The sequence below is a fragment of the Agrobacterium sp. AGB01 genome, assembly GCF_014851585.1.
Lineage (GTDB): Bacteria > Pseudomonadota > Alphaproteobacteria > Rhizobiales > Rhizobiaceae > Agrobacterium.
The window spans coordinates 601,040-617,735 of the sequence record NZ_JACVAB010000002.1 but is presented as its reverse complement, the minus strand read 5'-3'; the positions used below and the strand labels follow the sequence as shown (position 1 = coordinate 617,735).

Sequence of the window (16,696 nt, the reverse complement as noted above, 5' to 3'; positions counted from 1 at the left end):
GAGGGCGAAACGTCTTCTGGACCGGGCTGCCGGAGACCGCAATCTCCGGCAGCACGCCGGCAGGGACACCACCGGCTTCCGGGGAGGATATTCTGCACGTTGCGTGACCTTAAGGCGACGCAACGTGCTTCTGGTCTTCGGGTCTTAGAAGAACCCAAGCTTGTTCGGGCTGTAGGAGACCAGAAGGTTCTTGGTCTGCTGATAGTGGTCCAGCATCATCTTGTGGGTTTCACGACCGATACCCGATTGCTTGTAGCCACCAAATGCCGCGCCTGCCGGATAGGCATGGTAGCAATTGGTCCAGACGCGGCCTGCCTCGATGCCACGGCCAGCGCGGTATGCGAGATTGGTGTCACGGCTCCACACACCGGCACCCAGACCATAGACTGTGTCATTGGCAATCTCGATTGCCTCTTCCACAGTCTTGAAGGTGGTCACCGACACAACTGGGCCGAAGATTTCTTCCTGGAACACCCGCATCTTGTTGTTGCCTTCAAAGATCGTTGGCTGAATGTAATAGCCATCCTTGAGGTTGCCAGGCAGAGACTTTTTGTCACCACCGGTCAGCACCTTGGCGCCTTCCTTACGGCCGATCTCGAGATAACTCATGATCTTGTCGAACTGCTCCTGAGACGCCTGCGCACCGATCATCGTCGATGGGTCAAGCGGATCGTTCTGACTGATGGCCTCAACACGTTTGACGGCTTTTTCCATGAAGCGGTCATAGATCGATTCATGCACCAGAGCGCGGGATGGGCATGTGCAGACTTCGCCCTGATTGAGCGCGAAGAATGCAAAACCTTCCAGTGCCTTGTCGAGGAACGCATCGTCTTCATTCATCACATCGGCGAAGAAGATATTTGGTGACTTGCCACCCAGTTCGAGTGTGATGTTGGTGACGTTGTCAGCCGCATAACGCATGATTTCCTTGCCCACCGAGGTGGAACCGGTAAATGCGATTTTCGCGATGCGATTGCTCTGGGCCAGCGGCTTGCCTGCTTCTGTACCAAGCCCATTGACGATGTTGATTACACCCGGTGGCAGCAGATCTTCGATCAGTTCCATCACCACCAGAATAGAGGCTGGTGTCTGCTCTGCTGGCTTGAGCACCACGCAGTTACCTGCGGCCAATGCCGGAGCAAGTTTCCATGCTGCCATCAGGATAGGGAAGTTCCATGGAATGATCTGGCCAACCACGCCAAGTGGCTCATGGAAATGATAGGCAACCGTGTCATTGTCGATCTGGCCGATTGAGCCTTCCTGCGCCCGAATGCAGCCCGCAAAATAGCGGAAATGGTCGATGGTCAGTGGAATATCGGCATTCATAGTTTCACGAAGCGGCTTGCCGTTGTCCCAGGTTTCAGCGCGTGCAATCTTGTCGAGGTTGTCTTCAATGCGCTGTGCAATTTTCAGCAGAATGTTGGAGCGTTCGGCAACACTTGTCCGGCCCCAGGCGGCACGGGCCTTATGGGCAGCATCAAGTGCCACTTCAATATCCGCAGCATTCGAGCGGGCAACCTCGCAAATCTTCTGCCCTGTGACGGGCGAGAGGTTGTCCATGTATTTTCCGGATTGGGGTTCAACCCATTTTCCACCGACGTAATTGCCGTATTTTGCTTTGAACGGGCTGTCGGCGATCTTTTGAACCTGAATATTCATTGAGTTCATCCTCCCTGATGAAAGCGGTTCTCACAAACCGATGTGGAGAGAATGGGCCTGAAAATCATGGCACGATAGGGTGCAGGCGGCGTATGGCACCGCACACTGTTTCATATCTGATACAATAGCAGATGCTGGATTGCACCAAATGTGTTCGGAAACCGAATGGTTGGCAGCGACGGCATTTATGCCATTCAAACCGATTTGAATCCGGCAAACAAAGCCGATACCGGCCAAAGTTATTCAAAGGCTCACAGACACAGGAGCCTTGGAAAGATACAAACAGCGACCTCCCGCTCAACATCAGACAACCAAAACTAGCGCCTGTGCAAGACGAATGCCTTAGTGAATTTCAAGCTTCTTCAGCTTGCGGTGCAAGGTGGCGCGGCTGATGCCAAGCAGATTGGCGGCATGAGACACATTGCCATTGGCGCGCGACAGAACACGGCGCACAGCCGCCCTCTCCGCCTCCAGCAAATCGGACCGCATATCGCCGCGTTGTTCCTGCAAAGCATCAACAGCTGGAACACCCTGCGCAATCAGCGCATCATCAAGGCGCAGGATTTGCCGTGCCGCGCGAGTAGCACCGAGAATGATGTCGTCATGATCGACGGCAATCAGTGAAAGTGCCGCCGAACCGGCATTCGGCACCATGATGATTCTTGCTTCCGGGAATGCACGGCGAAAAAGATTACCCTCGATGCGCTGTGCGGCGTCGCGAACGGTTTGCGTCAGAATGGACACTGTCAGTTCATTGACGTCATCCCGGCAGGTGGAGATATCAAGGGCACCGGCAATATGCCCCATATGGTCACGAATGGGCGCCGTTGTGCAGGAAAGGCCTATATTGGACGTGAAGAAATGCTGGTCGCGGTAAACGACAACCGCACGCTCATCGGCCAGCGCAGTACCGATACCGTTGGTGCCAACACTGGCTTCGCTCCAGATCGCGCCGGACCACAGGCCCAGTTCACGAAACTCCTTGTCGTCACCGGCTGCACCGCGTCGCTCCAAGGCAACGCCCTTGGCATCTGTTAACATCAGGCAGCAGCCCGCCTTGCCGACAGCCTGGAATATCCGATCGAGTTCGTCAGCGCTTTCCACCAACAGATCGGCAGAGGTCAGACGCGCTTGCTGAAATTCCGAATCCATAAGGAACAGTGGTTTATGGGCTTCTTCCGGCGCCAACCGGTGCATAGTCATGCACCGGCGCCAGGAGGCGACGATGGGTGAACTTGCCGCCGCAGAACGCTGGCGCGCACTTTCATAAACCCTGTCTGCGTGAGCTGTGGCATTTTGCATTGTCCGCTCCTCCCAAAGCTTTTTTGAATGGTGCATGCAGGGAAACTATGTTTCAACGCTAAAATACATCTTATAACACAAACGTCATCTGTACTGTGCGAACATATGTGGCAATCCGCAATAAACCCGCACTTCGCTTGCGTTTCCCCATGCTTTGTACTATAGGCGCGCTGTCCGTGTAGACACCCTTGGAGGCAACGCGGATGAAACATTTATGATGTTTCCAGTTTCAGACTGCAATGGTGGACTGAAACTCTCCATACAACCTCGAAAGGAATAGCCATGAGCAAGGAAACTTACGAGCTCAAGGCCGAGGCGCGCGAACGGGTCGGTAAGGGGTCCTCCCGTGAACTTCGCCGCAACGGTTTGATCCCAGCTGTCATCTATGGTGACAAGCAGGCCCCAATTTCTATCGCGCTCTCGACCAACGAAGTGACCAAGCGTATTCACGCTGGCGGCTTCATGACGACGATTGCAACCATCGACGTCGATGGCAAGAAGATCAAGGTTCTCCCTAAGGTTTACCAGCTTGATCCGGTCCGCGACTTCACCATGCACGTCGACTTCCTGCGTGTTTCTGGCAACACTGCCGTAAACGTTCAGGTTCCGGTTCACTTCATCAACGAAGACAAGTCCGCGATCAAGACCGGCGCTGTTCTCAACATCGTTCGTCACGAAGTTGAACTGCACGTTCCTGCCAACGACATTCCGGAATTCCTCACGGTTGACCTCGCTGGCGCCAAGGTTGGCGACAGCCTGCACATCTCTGCTGTGAAGCTTCCAAAGGGCGCAACTACGGTTATTGCTGATCGTGACTTCACGATTGCAACGATCGTTGCTCCTGCTGCTGGCATTGCTGAAGAAGAAGCTGCATCCGAAGAATAATCGGCCGCATCTGTTTCTGACAGATTGAACACCCTGCTTTCACTCGAAAGCAGGGTGTTTTCGTATGCGCCCAAAACTAATACACGCCATTATTGCTCATAAAAAAACAAACAATCAGAGCGCGTTCAATCAACCTTTAATATAGTTATTTCAGCATCATTTAATGATTATGTGGAATTATGATTGAATATTTGGAGATACTAATTGACCACCATAGCGATTGCTTGAGGACGGAAAGACTTTTTTAAGCATATGCTTGGTGAATATTTATATCTTACGAACGATCGGCGTGGGGGACGCCGGTTTTACAAGGGGTTGCGGGGGCTGGATATATTGACATGACCCATTCGGTAGAAAGTCGTTTTATCGCGATTGTATCGGGAGCGTTGCTCGCTGTCGTCGCGCCGCTTTTTACTTTACTGCTCGCCCTTTCCTATCAGGAAGCGATCAAAAACCAGCGTGATCATATTGAAATCCTGCTGGCCGCCAATTCCCAGGCGCTCAGCCGTCCATTATGGGACATGGATGACGACACCATCAACCAGATCACCGGAACACTGGTCTCCGATCCTGTTATCCGCATGGTTCGCGTCAAGGACACTTCCGGGCAGCTCGATTTGGTACAGACCGCTGGCACCGGGGTTCCCGACGAACCACAGACCGTAACCCGCACGATCAGCTATAAAACGCTGAATGGCCTGGAGACGGTTGGCAGCGTCACGATCTATTATGCGTCGATCAACATCTTCTCCTCGCTCAGCCGCATCGAAGTCGCCTTCATCTCGATCTTCATTCTTGCCATCCTCACGGTGTTTGTCACGGCAATCGTTGGCAACCGTTTGATGATCATAAAACCGTTGTTGCGACTGACGGCGGCCATTGAGGCAACACGCCAGCTTGGCTCCCGTCACCACGTCGACTGGCGGTCCAGCGATGAAATGGGCCGGCTTGCAAAAAGCTTCAACGAAATGCAAATCCAGCTTGAGCGGGAAGAGCGCGAGATCAAGAAGGCGCATAAACGGACGACGGAGATCTACAATCTGACGCCCGCCATGCTGTTTTCACTCGACAAGGCAGACCGTATCTCGGCCGTCAGTGACTACTGGAGCCAGAGAACCGGTTACGACCGTGAAAACATCATCGGCACGCATTTTTCCGATCTTGTTGCCGATGAGGACCGCAAGACTTTCATCCTGCGCAAATTCTCCGGTTCAACCACTGAGAGCGCCTCCGACATTACCATCCGCTTCAAATGTGCGGATGGAAAAACCATGGACGTGCTCATTCAGGAAAAGGCACTCAGCTCCATCGAGGCTGGCCGTCACACGGCATCGCTCAGCGTTATGACCGATGTGACCGAACTGCGCCAATCCGAAAAGCGCAACAAACACCAGGCCATTTCCGACCACCTTACCGGCCTTCTCAATCGCCAGGGCTTTGAAGCCATGCTCGATGAGAAAATCCGTGAAGCCGATGAAAATTGCACGGAACTCGCCTGCCTGTTCATCGACCTTGATCGCTTCAAGACCATTAATGACAGTTTGGGCCACGCCGCTGGCGACGAGGTATTGCAGGAGTTTGTGGACCGCATCAAGCCGCTGCTGGAAGGCAGCGACAGTGCATCGCGTCTTGGCGGCGACGAGTTTGCCATCCTGCTGGCCGGCGACAACACCGAACACCGCGCGACAGTGTTCTGTGAAAAGATCAGTGACATCTTCAACCAGCCATTTGTCACCCACGGCAATATCGTGCGCCTCAGCGCCAGTATTGGTCTTGCACTATATCCAACCCATGCCTCGAATGCGGCAGAGCTGCTGCAAAACTCTGACATGGCGATGTATACGCGCAAGCGTGGCGGCAAAAACGGCGCACAGATGTTTGACCCTTCCATCACCGACAAGGCACGCGAACGCGCCGAGACGGAAAGTGATATAGAACAGGCAATCGCCAATGACTGGTTCGATGCCTATCTGCAGCCAATCGTTCGGCTGGAAAGCGGCGAGACAATCGGCTTTGAAGCGCTGATGCGCCTCAACCACCCGACAAAGGGCATTCTTCCTCCCGCCAATATCATCAATGTGGCAGAGGAAACCGGCACCATAAATCGGATTGGGAACCTGATCCTGGAGCACTCGCTTGCCAATCTCGCAGAGATTTCCACGCTTCCGCATCTGTCGGATTGTTATGTCGCGGTGAACTTCTCGGCCCAGCAGTTTGAGCCGGGCCTGCCGACCAGGATTGCCGGCCTTCTCTACCGTTATAACATTCAGGCCAGCCGTCTGGTGATTGAAATCACCGAGGCCGTGTTGATGAATGACGACCCGCAGATTCGCACGATTCTCAACACCATCCACGACTTTGGCTGCCGTATTGCGCTCGACGACTTTGGAACCGGTTATTCGTCGCTAAGCTACCTGAACCGCTTCCCAGTCGACATCGTCAAGATCGACCAGTCGTTTACCAAGTCGATCATGGATCCGGTGCCCGACATCAGCCAGAAGAGCCACATGCTGATCGAGGGCATCAGTGCAATCTCACACAAGATGAACTGTTCTGTCATCGCCGAGGGCATTGAGACACTGGAACAGCAGGAGTTATTGATGGAAATCGGCGTGGATTGCGGACAGGGTTACCTGTTTGCCAAACCGCAGCCTATTGCCCAGTTGATGCCGATGTTCGCAGCGCAGAACGCGTATATGAAGCCAGCAATTGGTGCTGAGGCCTGAAAATCAGCATGGGGGAAACGGTGTGAAACATATCCTTGTCAGTTTGTTTTTAATCGTCTCTTCCACGTACGCCCACGCACATACCCTCACCTTTTCCACCGAAGACTATCCGCCCTACAGCTTTACCGACGCCAATGGCAACGCCAGGGGTGTATATATGGAACAGCTGGAAATCATGATGGAAAAGGAAAAACTGGACTACAAGGTTACGGTGATGCCATGGGCGCGGGCCTTGGCCCTTGCGGAAACCCAGTCCATGCACTGCGTGTTCGCCACAGCCAGAACCGCAGAACGTGAGCACAGGTTTAAATGGGTCGTACCTATACACACCGATCGCAATGTGCTGATTGCCCTGAAAGCCAAAAAAATCCGTATCGGAAAACTCACCGACAGTTTTGGATACACCATCGGTACGCAACGCAACGATTACACCGAAACCGTTCTTCGGCAGATCGGTTTTCCCAATATCGAATTGAGCGCCGATTTCAATCTGACGCTCAACAAGCTGTTTGCCGGACGCATAGACATGATGCCCATGTCGGAAAGCACATTCATCAAAATCGCCAAGGGCACGACAAATTTCGAAAAAGTCTTCACGCTGTCAGACCAGATCCTCGGCGTGGCCTGCAACAAATCCGTACCTGATAGTATCATAGCCCGTATGCAAAAACGGCTGGATGATCTGATCGCCGATGGTACGCAGCGCAAGATATTTGAAAAATATGGCCTGATTATTCATAACGATCTTCATCTTCCTGCGCATACGCCCTAAGACTTTGCGCAGCGCGTTAATTTCTCAGGCCACAAATGTCGCCTGCGATCATCGGAATATGAGACGACAATGATTATCATCGCTGGCCTTGGTAACCCCGGCAGCCAATATGCTGGAAACCGCCACAATATCGGCTTCATGGCTGTCGACGCATTACAGCGCCTGCCCTCCTTTTCGCCCTGGTCCAGAAAATTCAAATCGGAAATTTCCGAAGGTGAAATTGCCGGCGAAAAAGTCCTGCTGATGAAGCCGCTGACCTATATGAACCTGTCGGGCGAAGCTGTTGGCGAAGCCATGCGCTTTTACAAGCTTGGCCCATCCAACATCATCGCCATTCATGATGAGCTGGACCTGCCAGCTGGTCGCGTGCGCATCAAAACTGCGGGCGGCCATGGCGGCCACAACGGCCTGAAGTCACTTGATGCCCATTGCGGCAAGGATTACCGACGCCTGCGGCTTGGCATTGGTCATCCCGGCGACAAGGACCGTGTGCATGGTCACGTGCTGGGGGATTTCGCCAAGACTGACAAGGTTTGGCTCGAGCCCCTCATCGACGCCATTGCCGACAATGCCAGCATGCTGGTCAAAGGCGAAGATTCGCAGTTGATGAACAAGCTGGCCTTGGCAACCGGAGCCAAGGCAGAACCAGAGAAACAAGTTAAACCGGCAAAGCCTGCCGCCAAATCGCACATTCATCAGGCGCGCAATCACGCCCAACCGATGAAGCTGCCGGAAACCGGCCCCATGGCGGAAATGCTGAAAAAGATGTTCGGCGGCAAGAAAGACTAACTTGGCGACACATAGTGCAGCAGTGATGCTCAACCTCTGCTAACGCAACCTAATTCAGCGCCCTTTCGCCTGTTTGCGGCAACAAGGCTTGACCTTGCGCTGCCGTTTCAGCAAAAGGCTGACAACGGAATTCTTAAAGAGACAGGTTCAAGCCATGGGCTTTAAATGCGGTATTGTTGGATTGCCAAATGTCGGCAAGTCCACCCTCTTCAATGCTCTGACAAAAACAGCCGCCGCTCAGGCAGCAAATTATCCTTTCTGCACCATCGAGCCCAACACCGGTGAAGTTGCGGTACCGGATGCACGCATGAAGGTGCTGGCTGATATTGCCGGTTCCAAGGAAATCATCCCGACCCGTATCTCCTTCGTGGACATTGCCGGTCTGGTGCGTGGCGCCTCGAAGGGCGAAGGCCTTGGCAACAAGTTCCTGGCCAACATCCGCGAAGTGGATGCTGTGGTGCATGTTCTGCGTTGTTTCGAAGACGACGACATCACCCACGTTGAAGGCCGTATCAATCCGGTTGGCGATGCCGACACGATTGAAACCGAACTGATGCTGGCTGACCTTGAAAGCCTTGAGCGCCGCGTTGAGCAGACACGCAAACGCGCTACGCTGAAGGACAAGGATTCGCTGGCGCAGTTGCCGGTCATGGAAGCTGTTATCAAGCTTTTGACCGACGGCAAGCCTGCGCGTCTGCTGCTCAAGACACTGGCGGCTGATGAAATCGAAGTATTGAAGAGCCTCAATCTTCTGACCTCGCATCCAGTTCTCTACGTCTGCAACGTCGCTGAATCCGACGCGGTTGACGGCAACGAGCACACCAAGGCCGTTGCCGAAATGGCAAAGGCACAGGGTGCAGAATGCGTCATCATTTCCGCCGCGATCGAATCCGAAGTTGCGCAGCTTCCAGAAGAAGAAGCCAACGAATTCCTCTCGGCACTTGGCCTTGAAGAAGCTGGCCTCGACCGTCTGATCCGCGCCGGTTACCACCTGCTCGATCTGATCACCTACTTCACCGTTGGTCCGAAGGAATGCCGCGCCTGGACAATCGTTCGCGGCACCAAGGCTCCACAGGCAGCGGGCGTCATCCATACGGACTTCGAACGCGGCTTCATCCGCGCCTTCACCATTGCTTATGACGACTATGTTGCATTCAAGGGTGAAGTCGGCGCCAAGGAAGCTGGCAAGGGCCGTGACGAAGGCAAGGAATATGTCGTCAACGACGGCGACGTGATTCACTTCCGCTTCAACACCTGAAGCAATACAGAATTCGGTCCCATAGATAAAAAGCCCGGCACCTCACAGGTCCGGGCTTTTTTCATGTCATGACCTTAGATCAGATGACCGGCGGGAGCTTTTCCTGCAGGCCCAATGGCAATTGCGCGACGACGACACGTCGCAACGAAGACCAGCCAATACCGATTATCAGCACAAAGACGCCAACGGCCAACAATGCGACAAACACAGCATTGCCACCACTGATCTCACCCTGCCGCAACACAGCCACCACGGTGGCAATCAGCGACACAAGACCTGAGGTAACGAAGGCTCTGCGATCAATAATGATGCCGATCAACATTAGCATCACCACAACGCAGACGACCAGAACGGCGCTGCCGTAGAGCCCGCTTTCCTCTGCACTGAATAGACTGCCGCCGGCGCCTATGAACACGAATGCCAGCAGCGCATAAAGCAAGGCAGGCGCCGTCGCCAGGTGAAGCCAGAAGGCGATGTCTGAGCGCCGCGTTACGCGGTAGCGGTCCGACAGGTCGTAGCGCATTGCAAGGGCAAACAGGCTGAGCGCCGCAATCAGGAAAATCATCAGCGACAGCAGGCGATATTCAACCAACACATCTGCCGAGCCTGTAATTTGCTCCATCACCACAAAGATGCCAGTCAAAGCAAGCAGTGCCGCAGCAACAAACAAACCAGCCAGTGCCAGCGGCACCCTGTATCGCCAGTAGAATATCGCCATGACCGGTGGCAGCAGAAACACCATCAGAAAGACTTGCACAGCCTCTCCAGGAATATTGGCCACGAAGGCATTGTAGATATACTCATTCACGCCGCCCATGGCGATCGCTGTCGCTATGGTCAGCGTCACGGCCGGCAGGGCAAGCCGCTGGCGACGAACGAGAATTTCCGCAAGCACAATGATCGCAGGCAACACCGCAAAGACCGTTGCCACGCCCCACAGACCCGCCAGAACAACCACGACACCGATTGTAATCAGGATATCGTGGAAGCCACGCACGAACCGTGGTGTTTCAGTATCCGAATGTGCTGGCTTGTCTGCTTGGCCACCATCGTGGAAAACCGGTTTTGCCACGAGATATGGCAAAAGCTTATCGGCCTGTACGTCCGAGATAATGCCATCGCTTGCGGCCTGCTTGAGACCTGAGAGAACTTGCTCGTTCACTGTGCACCCTGAATGTTTGTCTATCGAATGGGATTGAACAACGAAGCATCAGCCTTCCAAACTGATGCACCATTTTACCCTCCCCCAGTGTTGCAAGCTCTATTGCATTCGCCCGTGACAATCCAGAGCATGCCGCCTCATCTCCAAGGTAACAAAATTACCTTTACGTAAACGGAAAAATATCTTTATGATCCTCGCGAGAATGGGAGGTTTTTAAAGGTGATCTACACTTACGAAGATTTTACACCGGAGCGGGTTTTTCCCTTTGCCCCGGTTACGGTGACTGCCGAGGACATTATCGAGTTCGCGTCAGAATTTGATCCGCAGCCCATGCATCTATCGGAAGAAGCCGGGCGTGCCAGCATTCTTGGCGGGCTTGCCGCCTCCGGATGGCATACGTGCGCCTTGTCGATGCGCATGATGTGCGACAGCTATATTTCCAACTCCACATCACAGGGTTCACCCGGCATCGAATTTCTAGATTGGAAGCGCCCGGTTCTGGCGGGAGATACCCTGTCTGGCCATTCAAAGGTGGTTGAAAACCGGCCGCTGGCATCGCGCCCGGGCATTGGTCTTGTCAAATTCCGCAATGAGCTGACCAACCAGCGTGGCGAAATCGTCTGCCAGGGTGAACATGTAGTGATGTTTGCCATGCGCAATCAAGGGAGCACTGTGGCATGAGGCTGGCTGAACTTTCCCCCATCGGCACGCGTATCACCCTTGAAACGTTACACTTTTCCGCCGACGATATTATTCGCTTTGCATCGAAATTCGATCCACAGCCGTTTCATCTGGATGCGGAAGCCGCACGCCACTCCGTGCTTGGAGGTCTTTGCGCATCGGGCTGGCACACCGGCTCAAGCTGGATGAAGTCATTCCTGTCATTCTGGATGAAGGAAACCATTCGCCTTAAGTCAGAGGGAATAGAACCCCCAAAACTCGGCCCCTCACCGGGCTTCCGAAATCTGAAATGGATACGCCCGGTCTATGCTGGCGACGACATAACCTATTATGTCACGTTGCTGGAAACCCGCTCCCTCGCCTCTCGGCCCGGACTTTTGCTGAACACCACCTTCAATGAAGGCGTGAACCAGAAGGGCAAAACAGTCATATCGTTTGAGAGCAATGTGCTGGAGTTCGAATAGCGGCAGGTTTATGGGATAGAAGGACCACCGCGCCGGGCAACATCAGCGACATGGACAGATGAACGACATTTTGGAAGGTTACGCAAAGTCCGCGACGCCGGAGTTCATCGCACGTTACAATGAGCTGGATTGCGCGGAGGTCTATTCACCCGTGCTGGACCTTCTTCCGCAAACGCCTCTCCGGATTGCAGATATTGGTGCAGGCACAGGACGAGACGCCGCATGGTTTGCCGCGGCAGGACATAGAGTGCTTGCTGTCGAGCCCGTGAAAGAACTGCGCGAGCCCGGTATGCGCCAACACATTTCACCCAACATAGAGTGGCTTGACGATAAACTGCCAACGCTGAGCAAGGCACAGAACTATGGGCGTTTTGATCTGATAACACTGTGCGGTGTCTGGCAGCATATTGAAGACCGTGATCGTCAGCTTGCCATGCTAAGCCTTGGCAGCATGGCCGCCTCAGGTGGCAAGATGGTCATGTCACTCCGCCATGGACCAGCGCCTTTAGATCGGCCGGTGTTTTCTATCTGCCCGGATGAAACGATTGAGCTAGCCAAGCAGTACGGGTTCAGCCTTTTGAGGCGTGTTGAGACGGGGTCCATTCAGGCTGGCAACAGGGCGCTCGGCGTAAACTGGACATGGCTCGCCTTTCAAATGACTGACCCATCGATATAACGGGTCAGTTGCAGCAAAAGTATCAGTGTCCGGAAAACTCGACCAGTGTGCGAACATCAACGCCGAGGTCTTCAAGTTTCTTGCGACCACCAAGATCCGGCAGGTCGATCACGAAGCAGGCCGAGACAATTTCAGCACCCATCTGGCGCAGCAGCTTGACCGCGCCTTCAGCCGTACCGCCGGTGGCAATCAGATCATCAACCAGAATGACCTTTTCGCCGGGCTGCACTGCATCCACATGCATTTCCATTTCATCGACGCCGTATTCCAGGCTGTAGGCCACACGCACAGTCGTGTGCGGCAGCTTACCTTTTTTGCGGATCGGTACGAACCCGGCAGACAGCTGGTGGGCAACGGCACCACCCAGAATAAAGCCGCGTGCTTCCATACCGGCAATCTTGTCGATCTTCGTGCCGGCATAGGGCTGGACCAACTCATCCACCGCACGGCGGAAAGCCCGAGGATTGCCCAAGAGCGTGGTAATGTCACGGAAAATGATGCCCGGCTTCGGATAGTCGGGAATGGAACGAATGGCAGCGGAAAGCTCCGAAGCGATAGCAGTCATGATATGTCCAATTGAATGGGAGATTGATCGAAAAGCTTTTCGCACATTATCAAGTCAGAACGGCTGAACCAACTAAAAAGGGTGGCACCAGCAGCGGTACCGCGCAGGCGGTTCATTCACCAGCCATGCCCTGCACCTTGGCCCAAGCAGGGCAAAGATCATCAAAGGAATGTGCAGTCGGCCGCAAGGCAGGATCGCTCTTGTCATCGAAGACGCCGAACACCAGCGCCACGGTCGGGGCATCATCAATAGCACCAAGCGTGCTACCGCATTGACCGCAAAATGCACGGGAAGAATAATCCGACGAACGGTAAAGGACTGGCTCACCCGCCTCACCTGTCCAGCGGACATCGCTCTTGGCAAACTCCACCCATGTCAGACTGGTTGCACCGGATTGACGCTGGCACCATTCACAGGAGCATGTGTGCGGATTTTGTGGTTCTCCCTGCGCTTCAAACCGAACCGCACCACAAAGACAGCCGCCAAGAAACGTTTTCGCCATGTTGAACCTCCTCAAAAATCTTGCCGCAAAGCCCTGCCCGATTCCTGATGAAAATCCAATGAACTAACAGTGAATAAAAAAGCCCCCACCGTCTGTGTGACAGTGGGGGCTTTGATTTCCAAACCTCAGCTATTGCAGCTTAATGTTCTTTGCGTGCGTAAACCGACTTCTTCGTCAGGTAAATCAGCGCGGTGAAGATCGCCAGGAACACCATGACCATGAAACCGGTGCGCTTGCGTTCTTCCAGATGCGGCTCTGCAGCCCACATCAGGAATGCCGAAACGTCCTTGGAATACTGATCGAGCGTCTGCGGCGAACCATCATCATAGGTCACCTGATCGTCAGAGATCGGTGGCGCCATGGCAAGGGCAGCAGCATTGGCAAAGTATGGGTTGTAGTGGGTGCCTTCGGCCACTTCCACGCCTTCCGGCGGATCAACATATCCAGTCAGCAGCGAGTAGATGTAATCCGGGCCACCTTCCTGATACTGCGTGAAAATGTCGAACACGAACAGCGGGAAGCCACGAGTTATACCGCGTGCCTTGGCAAGCAACGACATATCAGGCGGTGCGGCACCATTGTTCGATGCAGCAGCAGCTTCGTGGTTCGGGTATGGCGATGGGAAGTGGTCGGATGGAACAGCCTTGCGGGTGAACATTTCACCGTCACCGTTAGGCCCGTCCTGCACTTCATACTCGGCAGCAAATGCCTTTATCTGATCATCCGAGTAGCCCAGATCTTCCAGTGTGCGGAAGGAGACGAGGCTCATCGAATGACAGGCCGAACAGACTTCCTTGTAAACCTTCAGGCCACGCTGAAGCTGTCCCTTGTCGTATTTGCCGAATGGACCGGCAAAGCTCCATTCGAGATTCTTCGGCTTATGGATCGGGTAATGCGGTGTACCACCCTCTTCATGGCCTTCTTCTGCAGCAAATGCTGCACCGACGCCAAGTCCGATAGCCAAGGTCAACGACAGAACGCTTGATACAAGCTTTTTCATATTTTCAATTCCTCTCTGTCGCCACCGTTACGCCTGGGCAGACGCTGGAGCGGAAGCGGTTTTGCCACTCTTTTCCAACACTGCTTCCGTAATCGAATTCGGAATGCGCCGTGGTTTTTCCACGAGGCCCAGAACCGGCATGATCACCAGGAAGAAACCGAAATAATAAAGGGTACCCAACTGAGAGAAGCCAACATAGTTGCCCTTCAGATCGCCACCGAAGATCAGACCGATCAAGCCGCTGCCTTCAGCAGGCTGCGAACCGAGCCAGCCAAGGAAGATGGCGTTTACGACGAAGACCCAGAACAGCATCTTGTACCATGGACGGTACACAGCCGAACGAACCTTGGATGTATCCAGCCAAGGCAGGAAGAACAGCACGATGATCGCACCGAACATCACCAGAACGCCACCGAGCTTGGAATCGATCGGACCGACATTGAAGGTGATCGCACGCAGCATGGCGTAGAACGGCAGGTAGTACCATTCTGGAACGATGTGTGCTGGTGTCTTCAGCGCATCAGCGGGGATGTAATTGTCCGGATGGCCGAGATAGTTCGGCATGTAGAAGATGAACCAGGCATAGACGATAAGGAAGATGGAAACGCCGAATGCATCCTTGAGCGTTGCATAAGGTGTAAACGGAACCGTATCGGTCTTGCTCTTGACTTCAACACCGGTCGGGTTGGTCTGGCCGGTAACGTGCAGCGCCCATACGTGCAGGATAACAACACCTGCAATCATGAACGGCAGCAGGTAGTGCAGCGCAAAGAAGCGGTTCAGCGTTGGCTGGTCAACGGCAAAGCCGCCGAGCAGAAACTGCTGCAACCATTCACCGATCAGCGGGAAGGCTGTGAAGAAGCCGGTGATAACGGTAGCACCCCAGAAGGACATCTGACCCCAAGGCAGAACGTAACCCATGAAGCCGGTTGCCATCATCAGGAGGTAGATGACACAGCCAAGGATCCAGAGGATTTCGCGTGGCGCCTTGTAGGAACCGTAATAGAGACCACGGGCAATGTGGAGATAAACGGCAATAAAGAAGAACGACGCGCCGTTTGCGTGCATGTAACGCAACAGCCAACCGTGGTTGACGTCACGCATGATCTTCTCGACGGAGTTAAAGGCAACCGTTGTTTCGGCGGCATAGTGCATGGCCAGCACAACGCCGGTCAGGATCTGCACGATCAGCATAACCGAAAGCATGGCACCGAAAGTGTAGGCATAGTTCAGGTTGCGCGGAACCGGATAAGCGACAAAACTGTCATAGATCAAACGCGGCAGCGGCAGCCGGGAATCGATCCATCTTTCTAAGCCGGTGGACGGCTGATAACTGGAATGACCACTCATAATATTCTGTCCCTTTATCCGATCTTGATGACGGTATCGGATGCAAAAGCAAACGTCGGAATATGCAGGTTCTCAGGCGCTGGGCCTTTACGAATACGGCCAGCCGTATCGTAATGAGAACCATGGCAGGGACAGAACCACCCGCCGAAATCGCCGGCCTGACCGAGCGGAACGCAACCAAGATGGGTACAGGAACCGATCATCACGATCCAGTTTTCCTTGCCTTCACCAGCAGAGCGGTCAACATCCGTTGCCTGCGCATCGGCAGCAACGTTGGCATTACGCGCAACAGGATCCTTGAGGTCAGCAAGCGCAACGGCCTTTGCCTCTTCGATTTCCTTTTCCGTACGGTTGCGGATGAACACAGGCTTGCCACGCCACTTTACAGTGAGCGACATGCCGGGTTCGAGGCTGGAAACATCCACATCAATAGAAGCAAGAGCCAACGTCGATGCATCTGGACGCATCTGGTCGATGAACGGCCATGCAACAGCCGCAGCCCCGACAACACCCGCCATTCCAGTTGCTAGATAAAGAAAATCGCGACGAGTGGGTTCACCCGACGCATGATTATTTGTTACGTGTTCGCTCACCGCTACACCATCCTCTGCGCTAAATGTGCCGAAAATCGCATGATTCCTCCCACTGCTATTTGATCCAAGACAACTCCATCCCAAAAAGTCCTGGCCAATATGCGCCAATCGAATTCACGCATAATTGTTTGATCGCAAAATATCCCAACCTTTGGCAAGAGGGAACACCACAATACGGCCGTAATTCCACCCTCACAGAGCATTATTTAGGCCACTGTCGTTCTCATGCCATGACATTGGGTGTTCAGCTGGCGAATCAGACGCTTCACTTCCTCCGCCCGTGATTGTGCCCATGCATACCCCATGTTAACA

At 53.9% G+C, this 16,696-nt stretch carries 16 protein-coding genes; 8 read left to right on the top strand and 8 right to left on the bottom strand.

Features of this window, described 5'->3' with window-relative positions:
- Positions 1-144: 144 nt before the first annotated feature.
- Positions 145-1,659 carry an aldehyde dehydrogenase gene (gene adh / locus IB237_RS09630; RefSeq protein WP_210323869.1) on the bottom strand — a complete coding sequence of 505 codons (1,515 nt, stop codon included), beginning with the start codon at positions 1,657-1,659 and terminating at the stop codon, positions 145-147.
- Between the two features lie 342 nt (positions 1,660-2,001).
- Positions 2,002-2,961 (bottom strand): helix-turn-helix domain-containing protein, encoded by a 960-nt coding sequence (locus IB237_RS09625; RefSeq protein WP_192488421.1) that lies wholly within the window; start codon positions 2,959-2,961, stop codon positions 2,002-2,004.
- A 282-nt stretch (positions 2,962-3,243) separates the two neighbouring features.
- Here IB237_RS09625 and IB237_RS09620 point away from each other — a divergent pair, with 282 nt between their 5' ends.
- The 5 genes from IB237_RS09620 (at position 3,244) to ychF (ending at position 9,391) form a co-directional block, all read left to right on the top strand.
- Positions 3,244-3,846, top strand: coding sequence for a 50S ribosomal protein L25/general stress protein Ctc (locus IB237_RS09620; RefSeq protein ID WP_192488420.1), 603 nt, complete (start codon positions 3,244-3,246; stop codon positions 3,844-3,846).
- Between the two features lie 338 nt (positions 3,847-4,184).
- On the top strand, positions 4,185-6,572 hold the full coding sequence (locus IB237_RS09615; protein ID WP_192488419.1) for an EAL domain-containing protein: 2,388 nt from the start codon (positions 4,185-4,187) through the stop codon (positions 6,570-6,572).
- Positions 6,559-7,344 (top strand): substrate-binding periplasmic protein, encoded by a 786-nt coding sequence (locus tag IB237_RS09610; protein ID WP_371815302.1) that lies wholly within the window; start codon positions 6,559-6,561, stop codon positions 7,342-7,344. The genes IB237_RS09615 and IB237_RS09610 overlap by 14 nt, the downstream gene beginning before the upstream one ends.
- 69 nt (positions 7,345-7,413) lie before the next feature.
- Positions 7,414-8,133 carry an aminoacyl-tRNA hydrolase gene (gene pth, locus IB237_RS09605; RefSeq protein WP_192488418.1) on the top strand — a complete coding sequence of 240 codons (720 nt, stop codon included), beginning with the start codon at positions 7,414-7,416 and terminating at the stop codon, positions 8,131-8,133.
- A gap of 154 nt (positions 8,134-8,287) precedes the next feature.
- Positions 8,288-9,391, top strand: coding sequence for a redox-regulated ATPase YchF (ychF, locus tag IB237_RS09600; protein ID WP_192488417.1), 1,104 nt, complete (start codon positions 8,288-8,290; stop codon positions 9,389-9,391).
- Between the two features lie 79 nt (positions 9,392-9,470).
- Here the strand turns inward: ychF and IB237_RS09595 are convergent, their stop codons facing one another.
- The gene (locus IB237_RS09595) at positions 9,471-10,553 is read right to left on the bottom strand and encodes a hypothetical protein (protein WP_192488416.1); all 1,083 of its coding nucleotides are present in this window, start codon (positions 10,551-10,553) and stop codon (positions 9,471-9,473) included.
- A 219-nt stretch (positions 10,554-10,772) separates the two neighbouring features.
- Here IB237_RS09595 and IB237_RS09590 point away from each other — a divergent pair, with 219 nt between their 5' ends.
- Genes IB237_RS09590 through IB237_RS09580 form a run of 3 tightly spaced genes read left to right on the top strand, consistent with a single transcriptional unit; the run spans position 10,773 to position 12,374 of the window.
- A complete protein-coding gene (locus tag IB237_RS09590) occupies positions 10,773-11,234 on the top strand; it encodes a MaoC family dehydratase (RefSeq protein WP_192488415.1) in 462 nt (153 codons plus the stop codon).
- On the top strand, positions 11,231-11,698 hold the full coding sequence (locus IB237_RS09585; protein ID WP_192488414.1) for a MaoC family dehydratase: 468 nt from the start codon (positions 11,231-11,233) through the stop codon (positions 11,696-11,698). The genes IB237_RS09590 and IB237_RS09585 overlap by 4 nt, the downstream gene beginning before the upstream one ends.
- 58 nt (positions 11,699-11,756) lie before the next feature.
- Positions 11,757-12,374 (top strand): bifunctional 2-polyprenyl-6-hydroxyphenol methylase/3-demethylubiquinol 3-O-methyltransferase UbiG, encoded by a 618-nt coding sequence (locus IB237_RS09580; RefSeq protein ID WP_192488413.1) that lies wholly within the window; start codon positions 11,757-11,759, stop codon positions 12,372-12,374.
- A 22-nt stretch (positions 12,375-12,396) separates the two neighbouring features.
- Here the strand turns inward: IB237_RS09580 and IB237_RS09575 are convergent, their stop codons facing one another.
- The 5 genes from IB237_RS09575 to petA form a co-directional block, all read right to left on the bottom strand.
- Positions 12,397-12,939, bottom strand: a complete 543-nt coding sequence (locus IB237_RS09575) for an adenine phosphoribosyltransferase (protein WP_192488412.1) — start codon at positions 12,937-12,939, stop codon at positions 12,397-12,399.
- Positions 12,940-13,051: 112 nt separating this feature from the next.
- The gene (locus IB237_RS09570; protein WP_192488411.1) at positions 13,052-13,441 is read right to left on the bottom strand and encodes a GFA family protein; all 390 of its coding nucleotides are present in this window, start codon (positions 13,439-13,441) and stop codon (positions 13,052-13,054) included.
- 139 nt (positions 13,442-13,580) lie between these two features.
- Positions 13,581-14,441, bottom strand: a complete 861-nt coding sequence (locus tag IB237_RS09565; RefSeq protein ID WP_192488410.1) for a cytochrome c1 — start codon at positions 14,439-14,441, stop codon at positions 13,581-13,583.
- A 27-nt stretch (positions 14,442-14,468) separates the two neighbouring features.
- Complete coding sequence (locus IB237_RS09560) at positions 14,469-15,791, bottom strand: cytochrome b N-terminal domain-containing protein (protein ID WP_192488409.1); 1,323 nt, start codon at positions 15,789-15,791, stop codon at positions 14,469-14,471.
- Between the two features lie 14 nt (positions 15,792-15,805).
- Positions 15,806-16,384, bottom strand: a complete 579-nt coding sequence (gene petA, locus IB237_RS09555; protein ID WP_192488408.1) for a ubiquinol-cytochrome c reductase iron-sulfur subunit — start codon at positions 16,382-16,384, stop codon at positions 15,806-15,808.
- Between the last annotated feature and the right edge of the window lie 312 nt (positions 16,385-16,696).

What these genes read in the sequence shown, in the direction of transcription:
- IB237_RS09570 (WP_192488411.1), bottom strand. Translation starts at nt 13,441, where the DNA reads ATGGCGAAAACGTTTCTTGGCGGCTGTCTTTGTGGTGCGGTTCGGTTT.
- IB237_RS09575 (WP_192488412.1), bottom strand. Translation starts at nt 12,939, where the DNA reads ATGACTGCTATCGCTTCGGAGCTTTCCGCTGCCATTCGTTCCATTCCC.
- IB237_RS09625 (WP_192488421.1), bottom strand. Translation starts at nt 2,961, where the DNA reads ATGCAAAATGCCACAGCTCACGCAGACAGGGTTTATGAAAGTGCGCGC.
- IB237_RS09565 (WP_192488410.1), bottom strand. Translation starts at nt 14,441, where the DNA reads ATGAAAAAGCTTGTATCAAGCGTTCTGTCGTTGACCTTGGCTATCGGA.
- IB237_RS09585 (WP_192488414.1), top strand. Translation starts at nt 11,231, where the DNA reads ATGAGGCTGGCTGAACTTTCCCCCATCGGCACGCGTATCACCCTTGAA.
- IB237_RS09620 (WP_192488420.1), top strand. Translation starts at nt 3,244, where the DNA reads ATGAGCAAGGAAACTTACGAGCTCAAGGCCGAGGCGCGCGAACGGGTC.
- IB237_RS09580 (WP_192488413.1), top strand. Translation starts at nt 11,757, where the DNA reads ATGAACGACATTTTGGAAGGTTACGCAAAGTCCGCGACGCCGGAGTTC.
- ychF (WP_192488417.1), top strand. Translation starts at nt 8,288, where the DNA reads ATGGGCTTTAAATGCGGTATTGTTGGATTGCCAAATGTCGGCAAGTCC.
- IB237_RS09560 (WP_192488409.1), bottom strand. Translation starts at nt 15,791, where the DNA reads ATGAGTGGTCATTCCAGTTATCAGCCGTCCACCGGCTTAGAAAGATGG.
- pth (WP_192488418.1), top strand. Translation starts at nt 7,414, where the DNA reads ATGATTATCATCGCTGGCCTTGGTAACCCCGGCAGCCAATATGCTGGA.
- IB237_RS09615 (WP_192488419.1), top strand. Translation starts at nt 4,185, where the DNA reads ATGACCCATTCGGTAGAAAGTCGTTTTATCGCGATTGTATCGGGAGCG.
- adh (WP_210323869.1), bottom strand. Translation starts at nt 1,659, where the DNA reads ATGAATATTCAGGTTCAAAAGATCGCCGACAGCCCGTTCAAAGCAAAA.